This window comes from Microlunatus elymi (assembly GCF_007362775.1).
Classification (GTDB): domain Bacteria; phylum Actinomycetota; class Actinomycetes; order Propionibacteriales; family Propionibacteriaceae; genus Microlunatus; species Microlunatus elymi.
The window spans coordinates 1,229,925-1,248,515 of sequence record NZ_CP041692.1 but is presented as its reverse complement, the minus strand read 5'-3'; the positions used below and the strand labels follow the sequence as shown (position 1 = coordinate 1,248,515).

Annotated in this window: 4 protein-coding genes; all 4 read left to right on the top strand. The window is 69.7% G+C overall.

The window, feature by feature from the left end; genetic code table 11:
- Positions 1 to 6 precede the first annotated feature (6 nt).
- From FOE78_RS05535 to FOE78_RS05520, 4 genes are read left to right on the top strand one after another with little or no spacing between them, the layout of a single operon-like run.
- Positions 7 to 8,193, top strand: coding sequence for a SpvB/TcaC N-terminal domain-containing protein (locus tag FOE78_RS05535; RefSeq protein WP_210414837.1), 8,187 nt, complete (start codon positions 7 to 9; stop codon positions 8,191 to 8,193).
- Between the two features lie 14 nt (positions 8,194 to 8,207).
- On the top strand, positions 8,208 to 8,597 hold the full coding sequence (locus FOE78_RS05530) for a hypothetical protein (protein ID WP_143985411.1): 390 nt from the start codon (positions 8,208 to 8,210) through the stop codon (positions 8,595 to 8,597).
- Between the two features lie 34 nt (positions 8,598 to 8,631).
- Complete coding sequence (locus tag FOE78_RS05525) at positions 8,632 to 18,153, top strand: Tc toxin subunit A-related protein (RefSeq protein WP_143985410.1); 9,522 nt, start codon at positions 8,632 to 8,634, stop codon at positions 18,151 to 18,153.
- Positions 18,150 to 18,572 carry a nucleotidyltransferase domain-containing protein gene (locus FOE78_RS05520; protein WP_143985409.1) on the top strand — a complete coding sequence of 141 codons (423 nt, stop codon included), beginning with the start codon at positions 18,150 to 18,152 and terminating at the stop codon, positions 18,570 to 18,572. Before FOE78_RS05525 ends, FOE78_RS05520 begins: the two co-directional genes overlap by 4 nt.
- Positions 18,573 to 18,591 lie beyond the last annotated feature (19 nt).

Here is an 18,591-nt window from a genome sequence, read left to right as displayed (position 1 = left end):
GCCCGCATGCCACCAGCACCGATCACGGCCGCCGGCGCCGGCACCTCGGCAGCGACCGAGTCTGCGCCCCGCCCGCCCACGATCCAGTTGCCCAAGGGCGGCGGTGCGCTGCGCGGCATCGGCGAGAAGTTCGCCGCCAACCCGGTCAACGGCACCGGGTCGTTCTCGCTGCCGATCGCCACCAGCCCTGGTCGGGCGGGCTTCGGGCCGCAACTCGCCCTGTCGTACGACTCCGGTACCGGAAACGGCCCCTTCGGGTTGGGTTGGACGCTGTCGCTACCGGCGATCACCCGCCGCACTGACAAGGGCGTGCCCCGCTACCGCGACGCGGCCGACGACCAGAGCGGTGCCGACGTCTTCATCTTCTCCGGCGGCGAAGACCTGGTGCCCGAGCTGGTTGAATCGCCGCCGGGAACGTGGGCCCCGCCGTCGCTGCCGGACCGCAGCGTCGCCGGTGCCCGCTACCGCATCCGGCGCTACCGGCCGCGGATCGAGGGCGCGTTCGCCCGGATCGAGCGCTGGTCCAACACCTCCGACGGCACCGACGTCTGTTGGCGGGTGATCTCGGCCGACAACGTCGTGAGCTGGTACGGCCGGTCGGCCGAGAGTCGGATCGCCGACCCGGCGGACCCGACCCGCATCTTCAGCTGGTTGATCTGCGAGAGCCACGACGACAAGGGCAACGCCCTCGTCTTCCGGTACAAGGCCGAGGACTCGGCGCGCATCTTCGAGGACGCGGCCGGCAACGACCGAAGCCTGGCGCACGAACGCAACCGCAGCGATCTGACCCGGTCGGCCCAGCGCTACCTCAAGTCGATCCGGTACGGCAACAGAGCGCCGTACTTCCCGGTGCTGGCCGACAACGCGCCGTGGCCGGAGCCCGCCGACGCCTCCGCACCCGACGCCGGCGACGGGTGGCTGTTCGAGGTGGTGTTCGACTACGGCGAGCACGACGCCACCGTCCCGACTCCGACCGACAGCGGCGTCTGGCCGGCCCGCCGGGACCCGTTCTCCAACTCGCGGGCCGGCTTCGACCTCCGCAGCTACCGGATCTGCCGGCGGATCCTGATGTTCCACCACTTCGGAGAAGACCCCGATGTCGGCCGAGCGTGCCTGGTGCGTTCGACCGACCTCACCCACTCCGATCGGGTGGATCCGAGTGACGACGGCAACGCCGTCTGCACGCTGCTCCGCGCGGCTACGCAAACCGGCTATCGCCGAGACGGCGGTGGCTACCGCGGCGCCTCGATGCCACCGGTCGAGTTCACCTACAGCACCGCGGCTGTCGGACATGCCGTGACCGACCTCGACCCCGACAGCCTCGACCACGCGCCGGTCGGCCTCGACGGCGCGACGACGACCTGGGCCGACCTGCACGGCGAGGGCCTGGCCGGACTTCTGACCCGGCAGGCCGACGCGTGGTTCTACAAGCGCAACCTCAGCCCGTTGTCGACCGGGCCATCCCGCGCCCGGCTGGGTCCGTTCGAGACCGTAGCCGTCCAACCGCACACGGATCCGCGCGGCGGCTCGACCCAACTCGTCGACCTCGCCGGGGACGGCCTGCCCGACATCGCGGTCCTGAGCGGACCGATCCACGGCTTCTACGAGCACGACGAAGCCGAGGGCTGGCAGACGTTCCGCCCGTTCCCGACGTCGCCGAACGGCGGCCTCGACGATCCGGACCTGCGGATGGTCGATCTCACCGGCGACGGCCTGGTGGATCTGCTCACCCGCAGCGGCGACGGCTTCGTGTGGCACCAGGGCCTGGGAGAAGCCGGCTTCGCCGCCGGCCGCCGGTTGACGCCGACCGTCGACGAGGAGAACTGGCCCCGGCCGATATTCACCGACGCTTCGGGCACGATCCTGCTCGCGGACATGTCCGGCGACGGCCTGGCCGACATCGTACGAATCCGCAACGGGGACGTCGCCTACTGGCCGAACCTCGGCTACGGCCGCTTCGGAGCCAAGGTCACGATGGACGGCGGCCCGTGGTTCGACCGTCCCGACCAGTTCGACATCAGCCGCATCCGGGTGGCCGACATCGACGGCAGCGGCACCGGCGATCTGATCTACGTCCACGACGGCGGCGTACGCCTCTACTTCAACCAGTCGGGCAACGCCTGGAGCCCACCGCAAGAGCTCACCGGCTTCCCGCGGGCCGACGACCTCAGCACCGTCGTACCCGTCGACCTGCTCGGCAACGGCACCGCCTGCCTGGTGTGGTCGTCGCCGCTGCCCGCTGCCGCCGGGCGCCAGCTGCGCTACCTCGAACTGATGGCCGAGGGCAAGCCGCATCTGCTGACCGGCATCGACAACAATCTCGGCCTCCGAACCCGGATCGAGTACGCCCCGTCGACAGCGTTCTACCTGCGCGACAAGGCCGCCGGCAGCCCGTGGCTGTCTCGGCTGCCGTTCCCGGTGCACGTGGTGGAGCGAGTCACCTCGTCCGACCTGGTGAGCCGGAACCGGTTCGTCTCCCGGTACGCCTACCACCACGGCGCCTACGACGGCGTCGAGCGGGAGTTCCGCGGCTTCGGCATGGTCGAGCAGTTCGACACCGAACAGTTCGCCGCCTTCTCCGCGACCCTTCCCGACAACGAGGCCGTTCCGGACCTCGGCGCGCCGGAGAATCTCGCCGCCGCCTCGCACGTCCCGCCGGTGCACATCAAGACGTGGTTCCACACCGGTCTGTACGTCGGCCGCGACCGGATCAGCAACCACTTCGCCGGTCTCGGTGGCGGCCCGGGCGAGTACTTCCGCGAACCCGGCCTGACCGACGCCGAGGCCGACGCGCTGCTACTGGCCGACACCGTGCTGCCCGCGGGGCTGTCGATGGACGAAGAACGGGAGGCGTGCCGGGCGCTGCGGGGATCGATGCTGCGTCAGGAGGTGTACGCCGACGACGCCGAGCCGGGCGCCGGCCCGGAGCAGTCCCGGCGAGCGGCCACGCCGTACACGGTCACCGAGCAGAATTTCTCGATCCGACGACTGCAGCCCCAGGGCTCCAACCCGCACGCCGTCTTCCTCACCCACGAGCTGGAGACGATCAGCTACCACTACGAACGCAACCCGGCCGACCCGCGCATCCAGCACCGCCTGATCCTGCAGATCGACGACTTCGGCAACGTCGGCAAGCAGGCCGCGGCCGCCTACGGGCGCAGGACCCGGATCCGCGACATCGACGGCGCCGGGAACGTTCAGCTCGTCGCCAATCCCGGCCTGACCGGGCTGGATCCCGCCGACCAGGCCAAGCAGACCACGACCCTGATCACCTACTCGGAGAACCGCTTCACCAACGGCGTCGAGGGCGACGACACGCACCGCAGGCCGCTGATCTGCGAGGCCGTCACCTTCGACCTGACCGGCTATCCGACCGGCGGCTCCGCCGGCCGGTTCCGACCGGCCGATCTCGTTGAGACCGACCCCGGCGGAGGTCTGCGGCACCGCTTCAACCCGCCGGAGGTGGCGTTCGAGGCCATCGCCGCCGGCGACCGGCGGCGGCGACCGATCGAGCGGACGCGTACGGTCTACCGCGCCGACGCCCTCGACGCGCTGCTGCCGCTCGGCACGCTGGAGTCACGGGCGCTGCTCGGCGAGTCCTACCGGCTGGTGTTCACCCCCGGCCTGCTGGCCGGCGTCTTCCGGCGCCCGGATCCCGGCGGCGCGCACAACGATCTGCTGCCTGATCCGGCGGCGGTGCTCGGCGGCCAGAGCAGCGACCAGGGCGGCTACCGGTCCAGCCAGTCACTCAAGGCGGAGGGCGTGTTTCCCGCGTCCGACCCCGACGACCACTGGTGGTCGCCGTCGGGCCGGACCTTCTTCTCCGCCGGCGCGACCGACACCGCCGCCACCGAGTTGGCGGCGGCCCGCCAGCACTTTTTCGGGATCCGCCGCTACCGCGACCCGTTCGGCAGCGACACCGTGGTCACCTTCGACGCCGCCGATCTGCTGATGGTCGAGGCCGAGCAGGCCCTGGGGAACAAGGTCACGGTCGAGGCGAACGACTATCGCGTCCTGCAGCCCCGTCTGGTCCGCGACGTCAATCGCAACCGCACCGCCGTCGCCTTCGACGCCCTCGGTCTGGTGGTCGGCTCCGCCGTGATGGGCAAGGACGCACCCGCTCCTGCCGAGGGGGACCGGCTGACCGGCTTCGTCGCCGATCTCGACCAGCCGACGCTCGACGCGTTCTTCGACGCCGCCGACCCCCGTTCACTGGCGGCGGGGCTGTTGCGCGACGCCACCACCCGCACCCTCTACGACTACGACCGGTTCCGCCGGACCCGTGCCGCGCATCCGGACGACCCGGAACGCTGGCAGCCGGCCGCCGTCGCCACGATCGCCCGCGAGACCCACGTGAACGCACCGGTGCCGCCGACCGGAGCCCGATTCCAGGTCGGATTCGTCTACTCCGACGGGTTCAGCCGGGAGGCGCAACGCAAGGCGCAGGCCGAGCCCGGGCCGGTCGCCGACGGCGGCCCGGACGTGTCGCCGCGCTGGGTCGGCAACGGCTGGACGATCCTGAACAACAAGGGACGGCCGGTCCGCGAGTACGACCCGTTCTTCTCCGCGACCCACCAGTTCGAGTTCGCCGTCGTCCGCGGGGTCAGCGCCGTCCAGTTCTACGACCCCGCCGGGCGAGCGATCGCCACCGTGCTGGCCGACCACAACTTTCAGAAGATGGTGGTCGGCCCGTGGGAGCAGACCACGTACGACGCCAACGACTGCTGTGCCGCGCGCGACGACCAGACCGGCGATCCGCGCACCGATCCCGACGTCGCCGGCTACGTCGGGGCGTACTTCGCCGAGCAGCCGGCGGGCTGGCAGAGCTGGTATGCCCAGCGCATCGCCGGTGCGTTGGGCGTCGACGAGCAGCACGCCGCCGAACGGGCCGCCGCCCACGCCGACACCCCGACCACCGTCCACCTCGACGTCCTCGGACGACCCTTCCTCACCGTCGCCCGCAACCGTGTCGTCGACCCGGGCCACCCGCTCGACGGTTCCGAGGACAACGTCAGCAGCCGGGTCGACAACGACATCGAGGACAACCTGCGGGTCGTCCGCGACGGTGTCCAGCAGGCCGGCGACGCGCTCGGCCGCATCGTCGCCCGCTACGACTACGACATGGCCGGGAACCGGCTGCACCAGGTGAGCATGGACGCCGGCGAGCGCTGGACGCTGAGCGACGTACTCGGTCAGACGATCCGGGCCTGGGACAGCCGTGGGCACGACTTCAGCTTCCGCCACGATGCGCTGCGCCGGGTGACCGAGCAGACGGTCACCGGTACGACGGCCGCGTCCGACCCTCGTACCCTCGGCGGGCCGAAGCTGGTCGACAAGCTCGAGTACGGCGAGAGCGTCCCGAACGCCGAAGCGTTCAATCTGCGAACGGCCATCTGGCGCCACCACGACTCGGCCGGCATCGTCACCTACGCCCGGCTCGACGACCAGGGCAACCCGACGGCCGCGTACGACTTCAAGGGCAACCTGCTCGCCAGCCGACGCCGGCTGGTCAGCGATCCGCGCGCCCTGCCGGACTGGTCGCAGGCACCGGACCTCGACGACGAGTACTTCGAGAGCAGTGCCCGCTACGACGCGCTCAACCGGCCGGTGCAGTCGGTCGAGCCGCACAGCAGCCTGAACCGGCCGGACCACCCGAATGCGCTCAACGTGATCCAGCTCGGCTTCAACGAGGCCAACCTGCTGGACCGGATCGACGTCTGGCTGGAGCGAGCCGGCGAACCGGCGACGCTGCTCGATCCGACGGCCGAGCCGCCGTCGCCGGTCGGGATCAGCAACATCGACTACGACGCCAAGGCGCAACGTCAGCGGGTCGACTGTCGCAACGGGGCCAGCACCGCCTTCGAGTACGACCCGCTGACCTCACGCCTGGTCGGCGTCGTCACCCGGCGCGTCCCCGCCGACTTCCCCGCCGACGACCCCGCCGCCCCCGACCCCGGCTGGCCGGGACGCTTCGTCCAGAACCTGCACTACGTCTTCGACCCTGTCGGCAACGTCAGCCACGTCCACGACGACGCCCAGCAGACCGTGTTCTTCGCCAACCAGCGGGTCGAGCCGAGCACCGAATACGTGTACGACGCGCTCTACCGACTGATCGAGGCCACCGGCCGCGAGCACCTCGGTCAGGCCGGCGCGCCGATCGTCCACTCCTTCGACGACGCCGGGCGCACCCGGCTGCCGGCGCCGGGCGACGGCAACGCGATGGGCAGCTACCTCGAGCGTTACCTGCTCGACGCCGTCGGCAACCTGCTGCAAATGCAGCACCGCCGCAGCACCGCCGCCGCTCCGGGCTGGACGCGCAGCTACGACTACCTCGAGGTCAGCCTGATCGAAGACGGGACGAACGGCAGCCCGGCGAAGACGTCCAACCGGCTGACCCGGACCACGGTCGGTGCCGGTGCACCGGCGCCGACCGTCGAGGCGTACACCTACGACGCGCACGGAAACACCACCCGGATGCCGCATCTCGGCGGCGGGCAACCCGGCCCGAACCTGACCTGGGACTATCGCGACCAGCTGATCGCGGCCGATCTCGGCGGCGGCGGTCGGGTCGCCTACCTGTACGACGGCGCCGGCCAGCGGGTCCGCAAGGTGCGCGAACGCAACGGCGGCGCCGTCGTCGAGGAGCGCATCTACCTCGGCGGAATCGAGATCTACCGGGAGCGCCCCGGCGGCGCGGCGGCCGCCGACGCCACCCTGGAACGCGAGACGCTGCACGTGATGGAGGGCCGCCACCGGCTGGCGATTGTGGAGACCCGTACGCACAACCCGGCCGGCGACGACGGCGCACCCCGGCAAGCCGTCCGCTACCAGCACGGCAACCACCTCGGCTCGGTGTCCCTCGAACTGGACGAGTCAGCCGCCGTGATCACGTACGAGGAGTACTCCCCCTACGGCAGCACCACCTACAGCGCGGTACGGAGCCAGACCGAGACCCCCAAGCGCTACCGCTACACCGCGGTCGAGCGGGACGAGGAGACCGGGTTCGGCTACCACGGTGCTCGCTACTACCTGCCCTGGCTGGGGCGCTGGACCCGCTGCGACCCGGTCGGCATCCAGGGCGGACTGAGCCTGTACGTGTACGCCGGCGCGGCGCCCACGCGGCTGGTCGACCCCGACGGCTACGAACCCAAGCTGCACCCCAACTTCGACAACGGCTGGACCTACAAGTCAATGCCGGGGCTGACCTTCTATCAGTCCGACGAGGGCTACGTCTTCACCGACGACGGGCAGAACCTGCAGGCCATCGACAACACCCACTTCGCGATCATCGCCACCAGCGGCGTACCGGTGATGTCGCATCAGGACCAGGGCGCGTACGAGATCCCGGCCCTGCTGGTCGCCGACAACCCCGGCGAGGAGTCCTCGGCCGGCACCCGGTGGCACGCCAACGGACCGCGCCAGTTCTATCGCAACCCGGTGGCGATGGAACGGGCCATGCGCGGCTATCTGCAGACCGGTCGGCTCGACTACACCAAGGACGCCGACATCTGGGAGGCGGGCCACGGCTGTGCGGCCTGCCACGTCGAACACCTCACCAACGGCGCACCCACCAACAGCCAGCTCGACCTCGACCGCTACACCCGGGTGGCGCTGCTGACCAAGGTCGCCCGCGACACGGTGTCGTTCGCCACCGGCGGCTACGACCCGATGGACCCGTTCACCATGCTCCGGATGGGCCTGAAAACGCCTTCGCCGCAGGGCCGTCAGCAGCCCAAGGTCGAGGAGCCCACCCCCACCGGCAAGCCGGGAGCCGGCGAGCCGACGCCGATGGCGCCGACCGTCGGCACCCGCAAGGCCGACCCGACGCTGACCGACGCGGCAGCGAACGTGACACCCAAGGCCGGCCGCTTCGACATCGCCGTGCACGCCGACCAGAAGTCCTTCTGGGTCCGCACCGGACCGGGCAAGAACGACTGGGCCAAGATCCCGACCGACCGGGTCGCCGACTTCATGAGGTCCAAGGGCTATACCGGTGGACCGGTCCGGCTGATTGCCTGTGAGTCGGGTGCCCTGCCCACCGGCCCGGCGCAGAAGCTGGCCAACGAAATCGGCCACGGCGTGCTCGCACCGACGGGCAAGGTGTGGATCCACCCCGACGGCCGATTGACTATCGGTGCCACTCCCAGCGCCAAGACCGGGCAGTGGGTCTGGTTCGCCCCGCAGAAGCGTTAGCAGAGGACGACGACATGGCCACGAAGAAGGAACTCACGCTGGTCGGCTTCCCCGCCGAGCAGACACCCGAGGACGACTGGCGCATCGAGCGCCTCCTCGGACGGTCCTCGTCGCCGCCTCGGCCCGACGAGGACCGGATCGTCGGCTACCTGCGCAACGCCCCGACCTACATCGCCTCGCCCGGAGTGACCTTCGACCTGCTCGACGGTAACGGGCCGATCGGTACCGGGACGATCCTCACCGACGGCGAGTTCGCGTGGCCGGACGACCTCCCCCACTACCTCGAGACCTACCACATCGAGCTGCCGCAACCGTTCACCGACGCCATCGTCGCCGCCGACTTCGTACCTCCGAGCCTCACCGTTCAACAACTGCGAGGCATCACGCTGCCAGAAATGGCCTGAGTTCACGTCCCGTCCACACCCTCAGGAGCTCGCCATGCCGATCGAGGTCACCTCCGGTGTTGCCGCCGATTCTTCAGCCCTCACCGCGGCGCTGCGCAAGTTGCGAGTGCCCGCCGGTCCCGAGGCGATCCGTACGTTCCAGGAGCGGGCCGGATTGACGGCCACCGGGCACGTCGACGCCCCGACGGCCGCGGCGATGAATCAGGAACTGGCCCACCGGTTCTTCGCCGACAGCAAGACCCGGCTGGCCAAGGTGCAACAGCTGCTGGTCCGCACCGGCGCCCAGATCGACCCGGCCGAACTGAAGGCGCGGACGCTGGGACCGACCACCGAGGCCGCCCTCGGCGGTCGACCGCTGTCGGCCGACGTCGTCAGTGAACTGGAAGCCTCCGCGCTGCGCGCCCGCCTCTCCTCGAAGAACCAGGTCGGACAGATCCAGCGGACGCTGCGGCGGGCCGCCGCCATCGCCAAACTGGGGGTGACGATCGACCCCGCCGAGCTGGCCGGCAAGACCCTCGGGCCGACCTGCGTGGCCGCGATCACGGCGTTCCAGAACCGCTACGGACTGCCGGCCACCGGCCAGCTCGACCCGCTGACGATGCGGCGGATCGAGACGGTCGCCACCAGCCGGGGCAGCAACAACGTCAAGCGGCTGGCCGCGACCGACGAGACGGTGCTCACCCCGGTGGTGCGCAACCTCAGGCTGAACGCCACCAACAAGCACGTGGCCTCGGTGCAGCAGGCGCTCGCCTACCTCGGCCAGCCGATCGACGTGCAGGAGTTCAAGACGTCGAAGTTCGGTGCGTCCACGCGCCGGGCCGTGATCGCCTTCCAACGGACTCACGGGCTGACCCCCACCGGGCACGTCGACGGCCAGACGCGCAAGCTCCTGAACGCCAAGATCCTGGCCGCCAACCCGTCGGAGGCAACCAGCTACGGCTACCGCATCCGCGGTTCGGTGCGCGACGCGAGTACGGCGGGAAAGGTCGGCGTCCGCGTCCAGGTGTGGGAGAAGGTGCTGCGCGGCGACGGCACCCTGCTCGCCGAACGCCCGACCCAGGCCGGCGGCTTCTTCGACATCCCCTACCTGCCACCCAAGGACCCCAGCAGCGGCCAACTCAAGACGCCGTACCACCTTGCCGTGACCGTGCTCGACGGCGCCGGCGCACCGGCGTCGACCAAGGTGGTGTTCAACCCGACCTCGATCGCCTGGGTGAACTTCATCGACGGTGACCAGCCCTACCGCGGCACCAGCGAGCTCGATCAGCGGATGCGGCAGGTCGCGCCGACGCTGGCCGGCGTCGCCCTCACCGACCTGATCGAGACCGCCGCACAGCAGGACATCACCCACGTCTCGGTCAACTCCGGGCTCGGAAAGGACGACGTGATGCGGCTGGCGCTGGCCGCCCGGGTCACCGCCGAACTGGCCGACCCGGCGCTGCCGCTGGGAGTGGCGTACGCGTTCATCCGACAGAACCTGCCGGCGTCCCTGCCCGGCGATCTGCTCGGATCGACGGCGGAGTGGACCCTGATCGACCAACTCGTCGAGCAGACGACGGCCGGCATCGTGTTCCTCGATCCCGATCTCGCCGCCGCGGCCTTCGACAACGCGACGGCCGACAACCTCATCCCGGCCGGCCTGTCCGCCCAGCGCTCCGCAGTCCTGGCCGCGCTGGCTGCCCGGCGGGAGACGTTCACGCTGACCAAGCCGATCCTCGTCGGCAAGGGCACCATCCAGTCCCTGCTGGACGCGTCGACGATCGGCGCCGCCCACTACCCGGCCGTCGCCGCCGCGTTCCTCACCCACAGCAGCTTCGGCGCCGACTTCTGGGCCGACGCCCGCAGCCGCCCCGCGGACTTCGGCGGGCCGGCCGCGCTCGACGACTTCGAGGAGACCGTACGGATCGGAGAGATCACCAAGAACTTCGGCCCGACGGCCACCCAGCTGAAGGCGCTGATCGGCAATCCGGCGCGCCCCGACCTGACCAACCCTCGCGACTTCGCCAAGCTCGACCACGACGGCTGGGTCGCGCTGCTCACCACCAACGGCGACCAGGTGCCGGCCGGCACCGACGGCGCCGACGCGGACGCGCGGAAGGCCAACTACGCGGCAACCCTGAAGTCCCAGGCCGAACGGCTGTACCCGACCGTCGCCTTCGTCGCCGAGGCGGCCCGCGGCACCAACCACCAGCTCAGCCATCTCGACGCCATCGCCACGCTGGCCGACGACAGTCCCGACCTCGACCTGCGCTACACCAACATCGACGCCCTGGTCACCCGGACAGGCGCCGCGGTCGCTCCCGAAGCAGTGGCCGAGGCCAAGGTGCTGCAGCGGATCAGCCGGATCAGCGCCGACGCCGAACAGGGCCGGATGCTGCTCGATGCGGGCATCCACAGTGCCCATCAGGTGATCGGGCTCGGCCGCGACCAGCTCGTCACCCGTCTCGGCGCCGCCGGCGTCGGCGAGCAGGCGGCACTCACCGTCTGGGGCACGGCTCAGTTCCGCTACGCCCAGGCGATCGCCCGGCTGGTCGACTACCGCAGCGAGCTGAATCAGGCGACCCCGCAGGCGATCGTGTCGTACACCTACACCGCCGAGGAGCTGGACACACTGTCGGGCGGCGTACCCAACCTGGAGACGCTGTTCGGGCCGGCCGACGTCTGCGCCTGTTCCGAGTGCGAGTCGGTGCTCGGTGCCCCGGCCTACCTGGCCGATCTGCTCCGCTTCCTGGACGCGATGCCGTCGCAGACCACCGGGCTGAGTGTCAAGGACGTCCTGTTCCAGCGCCGCCCCGATCTGGGCGAGCTGCTGCTGGGGTGCGCCAACACCAACACGGCGATGCCGTACGTCGACATCGTCAACGAACTTCTCGAAGCGCTGGTCGCACCGACCGACTCCGCCGTGACGTTCCAAACCACGCTCCCGGCCGCCGAGCTGCGCGCCCAACCCGAGAACGTCCGGACCGCGGCCTACGACACGCTGCGCACCGCCGACTTCCCGATCCGCTCGTCGTTCGACCTGTGGCAACTGGAAGCACGGACGTTCCTCGGCCACCTCGGCGTCAGCCGCGAGGACCTGATGGAGCTGCTGCAGAGCGGAGCGCCGGCACCGGCGCCGGTGAGCATCGCCGGCGAGCACTTCGGCTTGTCCAGCCACGAGACCACGCTGGTGGTCACGGCCGCCGCCGACGACGCCCGCCAGGCCACGCTGTGGGGCTTCGACGGCGGCACCGTTCCGGCGTCCCTGACCGTCACCGACTTCCTCGCGCGCGGCGGTCTGACGTACGACGAGCTGCTGGCGCTGGTCGTCGTCGAGTGGATCAGCCCGCCGGACGACCCGCAGCGGCTGGTGGTGCAGCGCCCGGTCGACACGGCCGCGCTGAGCGCTCAACACGTCACGAACCTGATGGCGGCCAACGCCGACCGGGCCCACCGCTTCCTCCGACTGTGGCGGCACACGCCGTGGACGATGTGGGAGCTTGACCGGCTGATCCGCTCGCCCAAGGTCGGCAACGGCGTCCTCGATGCCGACACGCTGATCCGGCTGCGCAGCGCCCACCGGCTGCAGATCACGCTGGGCGTCGGCACCGAAGCGCTGCTGACCATGCTGGGCGACATCGGCACCACGGCACGGCGAGTCCCCACCGACCCGTCGACCACGGTGCCGTCGACCTACGACGCCCTGTTCCAGAACCGGCTGGTGACCAACCCGGTCAACGCGGCCTTCGCCCTTCCGCTGGCCGGCGGCGGACAGCTCGCCGATCATCGCCCGGCACTGGCCGCCGCCCTTGCCGTCACCGACGCCGACCTGCAGCTGCTGCTGCCGCGTACCGACGGCGGCCTCACGGTGGCCAACCTCGCCCATCTCGTCGGCCTGGCGACGCTCGCGCGCGGCCTGCACCTGCGGGTTGCCGAGCTGCTGGCCCTGGTCGACCTGGCCGGCATCGCCGACCCGGTGGCCTCGCTCGAGGCGATCACCGCGACCGCCACGGCCGCCACCGACGTGTCCGCCGGCCGGCTGTCCATCGGCGAACTCGGCTATCTGCTCACCCTTGACCCCGACTCACCCTTCGGTCTGCGCACCGACGTCATCGCGCAGGGTCTGGAGGCGATCCGGCAGAGCCAGCGCAGCAACCCGTCGGCCAGCCCCGACGGCCAGGCCATCGCCTCGATCTCGTCCACGTTCGGACTGACCGACGAGCAGTCGGCGACACTGGCGAACACGCTGACGGTCGGCGGTTCGACACTGCTCGCGTTGCTGACCGCGGCGTCGCTGACCGCGCAGGCCGCCGACGGCACCTTCACCCAGCCGGTCGACGAGGCGACGTTCGGTGACCAGTTCACCGCCTATCGGCTGCTGCACAAGGCGGCGATGGTGGTCAGCCGCCACCGGCTGACCGACGCCGGCGAGCTGACCTGGCTGCTCGCCCACGCCGCCGACGTGGGCACGCTCTCCCTCGCCGACCTGCCGGTGACGACCGCCCCCGGCGCGACGCTGTTCGCCGACTGGGTCGCCCTGCGCCGGCTCACGGACTTCCGGGACGCCCATCCGGCACCCGACGGCGCCGGCCTGCTGGCCGTGCTCGACGCAGCCCGCGCCAACGGCGCGACGTCCTCCGCCATCCACGCCGCACTGTCCGCGCTCACCGGCTGGACCACCGTCGACCTCGATGCGGTCCACACCGGCCTCGGACTGCAGCCGGCCGACTACCTGAAGCCGGCCATCCTCGCCCGGCTGGGCGACGTGTTCGCGATGCTGCATCGCCTCGGCGTGGACGCCGGCCAGGCGCTCGGCTGGGCCGACCGCGACCACGACGCGAGCCAGCTCGCCACCGCGCAGCAGTGCCGCCAGGCCGCCAAGGCCCGCTACGACGACGGCGCCTGGGCCACCATCGTCACCCCACTGTCGGACCTGCTGCGCGAGGCCAGACGCGACGCCCTGATCGCCCACCTGGTCGAGCAGTCGCAGCGCACCGAACCGGCGACGATCACGGTCAACGGGCAGCAGTGGCCCAACCCGCAGCGTTGGACCGACGCCGACGGCCTGCTGGCGTGGCTGCTGATCGACGTCGAGATGGGTGCCTGCCAGCTGACCTCGCGGATCAAGCAGGCGATCAGCGCCGTACAGCTGTTCGTCCAGCGCTGCTTCCTCAACCTGGAGCAGGCGTTCGTCCAGGTGTCCCGCGAGTCGCTCACCGACACCCACTCGTCGGACAACTGGCGACAGTGGAAGTGGTTGAAGAGCTACCGGGTGTGGGAGGCCAACCGCAAGGTGTTCCTCTACCCGGAGAACTGGCTGGAGCCGGACCTGCGCGACGATCGCTCGCCGTTCTACGACGACCTGGTCAGCGAGCTGATGCAGAGCGATCTGACCGACGACCTCGCCGAGACGGCGTTCGTCCACTACCTGGAGAAGGTTCATGAGGTCTCCCGGCTCGACATCACCGGGATCTACTACGAGGTCGACGACGACGACCCGAGCGACAACCTGGGTCCGAACATCAACCGGCTGCACGTCGTCGGCCGGACCCGTACCCACCCGGCCGTCTACTTCTATCGCTGCCACGACCTCAACACGGCCGAGTGGACGCCGTGGAAGCAGATCGACGTCGACATCAACGGTGACCAGGTCGTGCCGGTGGTGTACAACCGGCGGCTGCACCTGTTCTGGCTGGTGATCAACGAGAAGCCACAGAAGGTTCGCAAGCAGCCCGCGGCCAAGCCCTCGGACAAGCCGAGCACGACGCCGGATCCGGCCAATCAGCTGGAGCTCCAGCTGGCCTGGAGCCTGCAGACCCACGACGGCGGCTGGACGGCCAAGCGGATGTCGCGGCAGAAGATCGTTCACCCGTGGCAGCGGCCGCATTCGGCGTACAACCTCAAACCGCGCTACAAGGCGCGGGAGAACCTGCTGTGGATCGACGTCTACCTGTCGACCACCGCCGAGTTCAACAACACCACGTTCTACGACCACTACGCGGCCGCGCCGACCTACGTCACGGCGACCCGGTTCAACGAGGCCATTCGTCCGTGGCACTCGTCCTCGTTCGTGTTCGACGGCGGCGTCGTCGACATCAAGCTGAAGGGGCTGGCCGGTCAGTACCGCCTCAAGAACGCCGCGGGCGTCCTGTCGGACACGCCGGCGGCGACCGACTCGTACACGTACGTGAACAACGCCTTCGATGCCGACGGTGCGGCGATCAAGCGGCTCAGCGGCCCGTACGAGATCGCACCCCGGCTGGCGCTGCCGACCGGCATGCACTTCGAGAACGCCACATTGCACAACAACCGCTCGAACGGCTCCAGCCTGCAGGTGCTGGAGGGCGCGCAGAGCGCCGCGCTGCTCAACCAGGCCCGGGCGCCGTTCGAGCTGGTGGTCTCGCAACATGCCATCCAGTTCGACGAGGCGGTGTCGTTCCCGGCGCCGATGATCTACCAGGACACGCAGCGATCGTTCTTCATCAAACCCGAATGGCGGCAGGTCATCGCCGGCTACAACCAGACGCTGCAACTGCTGCGCTACACGTTCTCACCGATGCACCATCCGTACACGGCACTGTTCCTGCGGGAGCTGAAACGCAACGGCTTGGAGGGGCTGCTCAACCGCAAGGTGCAGCTCAATCCGCAGACGTTCTACCCGGGCAACAGCTACAACTTCTCCCAGTACGGGCCGACCGCCTCCTCCGCTGCGGCCGACAGCGCTGTCCAGGACGTCGTCGACTTCGACCGCCAGGGTGCGTACAGCGTCTACAACTGGGAGACGTTCTTCCACGCGCCGCTGGCGATTGCCACGAAGCTGAGCCAGAACCAGCGGTTCGAGGAGGCAATGCGCTGGTTCGGTTTCATCTTCGATCCGACCAACACCGACGCGCTGCCGTCGCCGCAGCGGTTCTGGGTGACGAAGCCGTTCTATCAGCAGAACGCCGACGACTACCGCAAACAGCGGATCGAGCAGCTGCTCGACCACATCGTCGACAACACCGAGCAGCTCAACGCCTGGAAGAACAACCCGTTCAATCCGCACCTGATCGCCCGCTTCCGGCCGGTCGCGTACCAGAAGAACGTGGTGATGCGTTACATCGACAACCTGATCGCCTGGGGTGACAGCTTGTTCCGCCAGGACACGATCGAGTCGATCAACGAGGCGACGACGCTGTATCTGCTGGCCGGCGAGTTGCTCGGGCCGCGGCCGGTGCAGGTGCCCGACATCGTCCGGGCCGACAAGTCCTACAACGACCTCACCGCCGAAGCCGCGCTCGACCCCTTCGGCAACGCCAAGGTCGAGGTGCTGGCCGAGAACCTGGCCGATTCGCCGGTGCAGGTGGTGGCCACCCGGGACGGTGCCGAACCGCTGCCGGTGCTGGAGATCAGCTATTTCGGCATCCCGACCAACGACCAGCTGCTCGGCTACTGGGACACCGTCGCGGACCGCCTTTTCAAGGTCCGGCACTGCATGAACCTGGCCGGTGTGGTGCGGCAGCTGCCGCTGTTCGAGCCGCCGATCGATCCCGCGCTGCTGGTGAAGGCGGCCGCCGCCGGCGTCGACATCGGCACTGTGCTGTCCGGTGCCGGGCCGGCCGCGAGCCAGTACCGATGTCTGACCTTGCTGCAGAAGGCGCTCGACTTCACCGCCGACGTACGAGCCTTCGGCGACAAGATCCTCACCGCACTGCAGAACCTCGACACCGAGCAGTTGTCGTTGCTGCGGTCGACGCAGGAGTTGACGATGCTCGACGCGGTGACCGCGCTGAAGAAGGACGCCGTCGCGCTGGCCGCCGCCGACACCGCCGCGCTGGAGCAGAGTCAGGCGATCGCCCAGGGCAAGCTCGACTACTACTCCTCGCGGGAGTTGATGAACGGTTTCGAGATCGCGGCCCTGTCGCTCAACGGGGTGTCGGCGCTGGCCCAGACGGCGATCGCCCTCGGCTACTCGCTGGCGGGCGGGCTGGCCCTGATACCGCAGTTCACCATCGGGGCATCCGGCTTCGGCGGCTCGCCGGTGGCCGCGGCCGACATCCCCGACGGCATCAAGTTCTCCAAGGCGGCCGAGTGCGCGGTGTCGACGCTGGGCGCGATCGCGTCGGCCGCCGACAAGTGGGCCGGCATGGCCTCGACCACCGGTGGGTACTACCGGCGGGCCGACGACTGGAAGTTCAACGCCGACCAGGCCACCATCGAGCTTGCCCAGATCGCCAAGCAGCTCGACGGCTCGGCCGTCCGCGCCGCCGTCGCGCAGAGCGAGCTGGAGAACCACCAGCTGTCGATCGAACAGTCGACCGCGATCGACGAATACCTGCACAGCAAGTACACCAACGACCAGCTGTACGACTGGATGATCAAGCAGCTGTCGACCGTCTACTTCCAGGGCTACCAACTCGCCTTCGACATGGCCAAGCGGGCGGAGGCGGCGATGAGTTACGAACTGGGTGCCGCGGCGATGCCCAAGGGCGGGTTCGTGCAGTTCGGGTACTGGGACGGGTTGAAGAAGGGTCTGCTGTCCGGCGAGCGGTTGGCCAACGACCTGCGGCGGATGGAGACCGCCTGGTACGAGCAGAACACCCGGCGGCTGGAACTGACCAAGCACATCTCGCTGGCCCAACTCGACCCGCTGGCGCTGGTGCGGCTGAAGACCACCGGGGCGTGCGACCTCACCCTGCCGGAGTGGCTGTACGACTCGGATCATCCCGGGCACTACCAGCGGAGGATCAAGACCGTGTCGCTCACGGTGCCGTGCATCGTCGGCCCGTACACGTCGGTGAACGCGACGCTGTCGTTGACCAATCACGGCACCCGGGTGACCGAGGACGTGGCCGCCGGTTACGGCGACCCGCTCAACCCGGACGGTGAGCGTTTCGCCAAGGTCGACGTGCCGGTGCAGGCGATCGCGACCAGCACCGCGCAGGACGACAGCGGTCTGTTCGAGCTGCGCTTCGACGATGAACGGCTGCTGCCGTTCGAGGGCGGGGGTGCGGTGAGCACCTGGCACCTGGATCTGCCGCCGGAAGACAACACGTTCGATCTCGCCACGGTCTCCGACGTGGTGCTCAACGTTCGGTACACGGCGCTGGCCGGATCGACGACGTTGGTGGCCGCCGCCCGTACCAACCGTGCGGCCGTGGTGCCGGCCAATGGGGTACGGCTGATCGTGCTCGACCAGGAGCTGAGCGGCGAGTGGCAGCGGTTCCTGGCGCCGGGCGTCGACACCGATCAGGTGCTGACGTTCACGCTGGACCAGCGCTACCTGCCGTTCGTGTTCCGTACGGCCACGAATCTGCGGCTGAACCGACTCGACCTGATCGTCGAGAGCGACCTGACCGACGCCTTCGAGGTGCAGCTGACGGTGCCCGGCGGCGCCGGCGCGTCGACCGAGACGCTGGCGCCGGACCTGGCGATGCGCGGAGCTCACCACCTGGTGAAGACCGCGTTCAATCCGCCGACCAGCCCGCTCGGCACGTGGACGATGAAGATCCGCCGCTCCGGTGCCCCCGACTTCCGCTCCCTGTCGGCCGACGATCTGCGTGAGGCCTACCTCGTCCTCGGCTTCTCCTCGTCATGATCGCCGCCGCAGTCCGGTCCAGGGTCGACCCGGCGTTCGGACCCATCACCGACACCGCGGTCGCCTGTTGCGATCCCGACGCCGTGGTGCTGTTCGGTTCGTGGGCGAAGGGCACGGCCACCGTGCACAGCGACATCGACCTGTTGGTCGTCGGTCCGTACCGGGCCTCGCCGTGGCTGCGCGACCGCGAGCTGCGCGACGCGCTGCGCCGCTTCGCCGTTCGATTCGACCTGCATCTGGTGACGCCCGCCGAGCTGATCTCCGGTCCGGCGTACGGCTACCTCGACACCCTGCGCGCCTCGTGCCGGGTGCTGTACGCGCGTCCCGGCCTCGACCCCGGCGACCTGGGGCTGCCCCGACAGAATCTATTGACGGGCCCGCCGGGGCGGCCTAAAGTTGAAGGCGTCGAAGGTACTTAAAGTTGAAGTATTGCCTGCT

Excerpts from the sequence above, each read along its gene's own strand:
- FOE78_RS05525 (WP_143985410.1), top strand. The coding sequence starts at position 8,632 with ATGCCGATCGAGGTCACCTCCGGTGTTGCCGCCGATTCTTCAGCCCTC.
- FOE78_RS05535 (WP_210414837.1), top strand. The coding sequence starts at position 7 with ATGCCACCAGCACCGATCACGGCCGCCGGCGCCGGCACCTCGGCAGCG.
- FOE78_RS05520 (WP_143985409.1), top strand. The coding sequence starts at position 18,150 with ATGATCGCCGCCGCAGTCCGGTCCAGGGTCGACCCGGCGTTCGGACCC.
- FOE78_RS05530 (WP_143985411.1), top strand. The coding sequence starts at position 8,208 with ATGGCCACGAAGAAGGAACTCACGCTGGTCGGCTTCCCCGCCGAGCAG.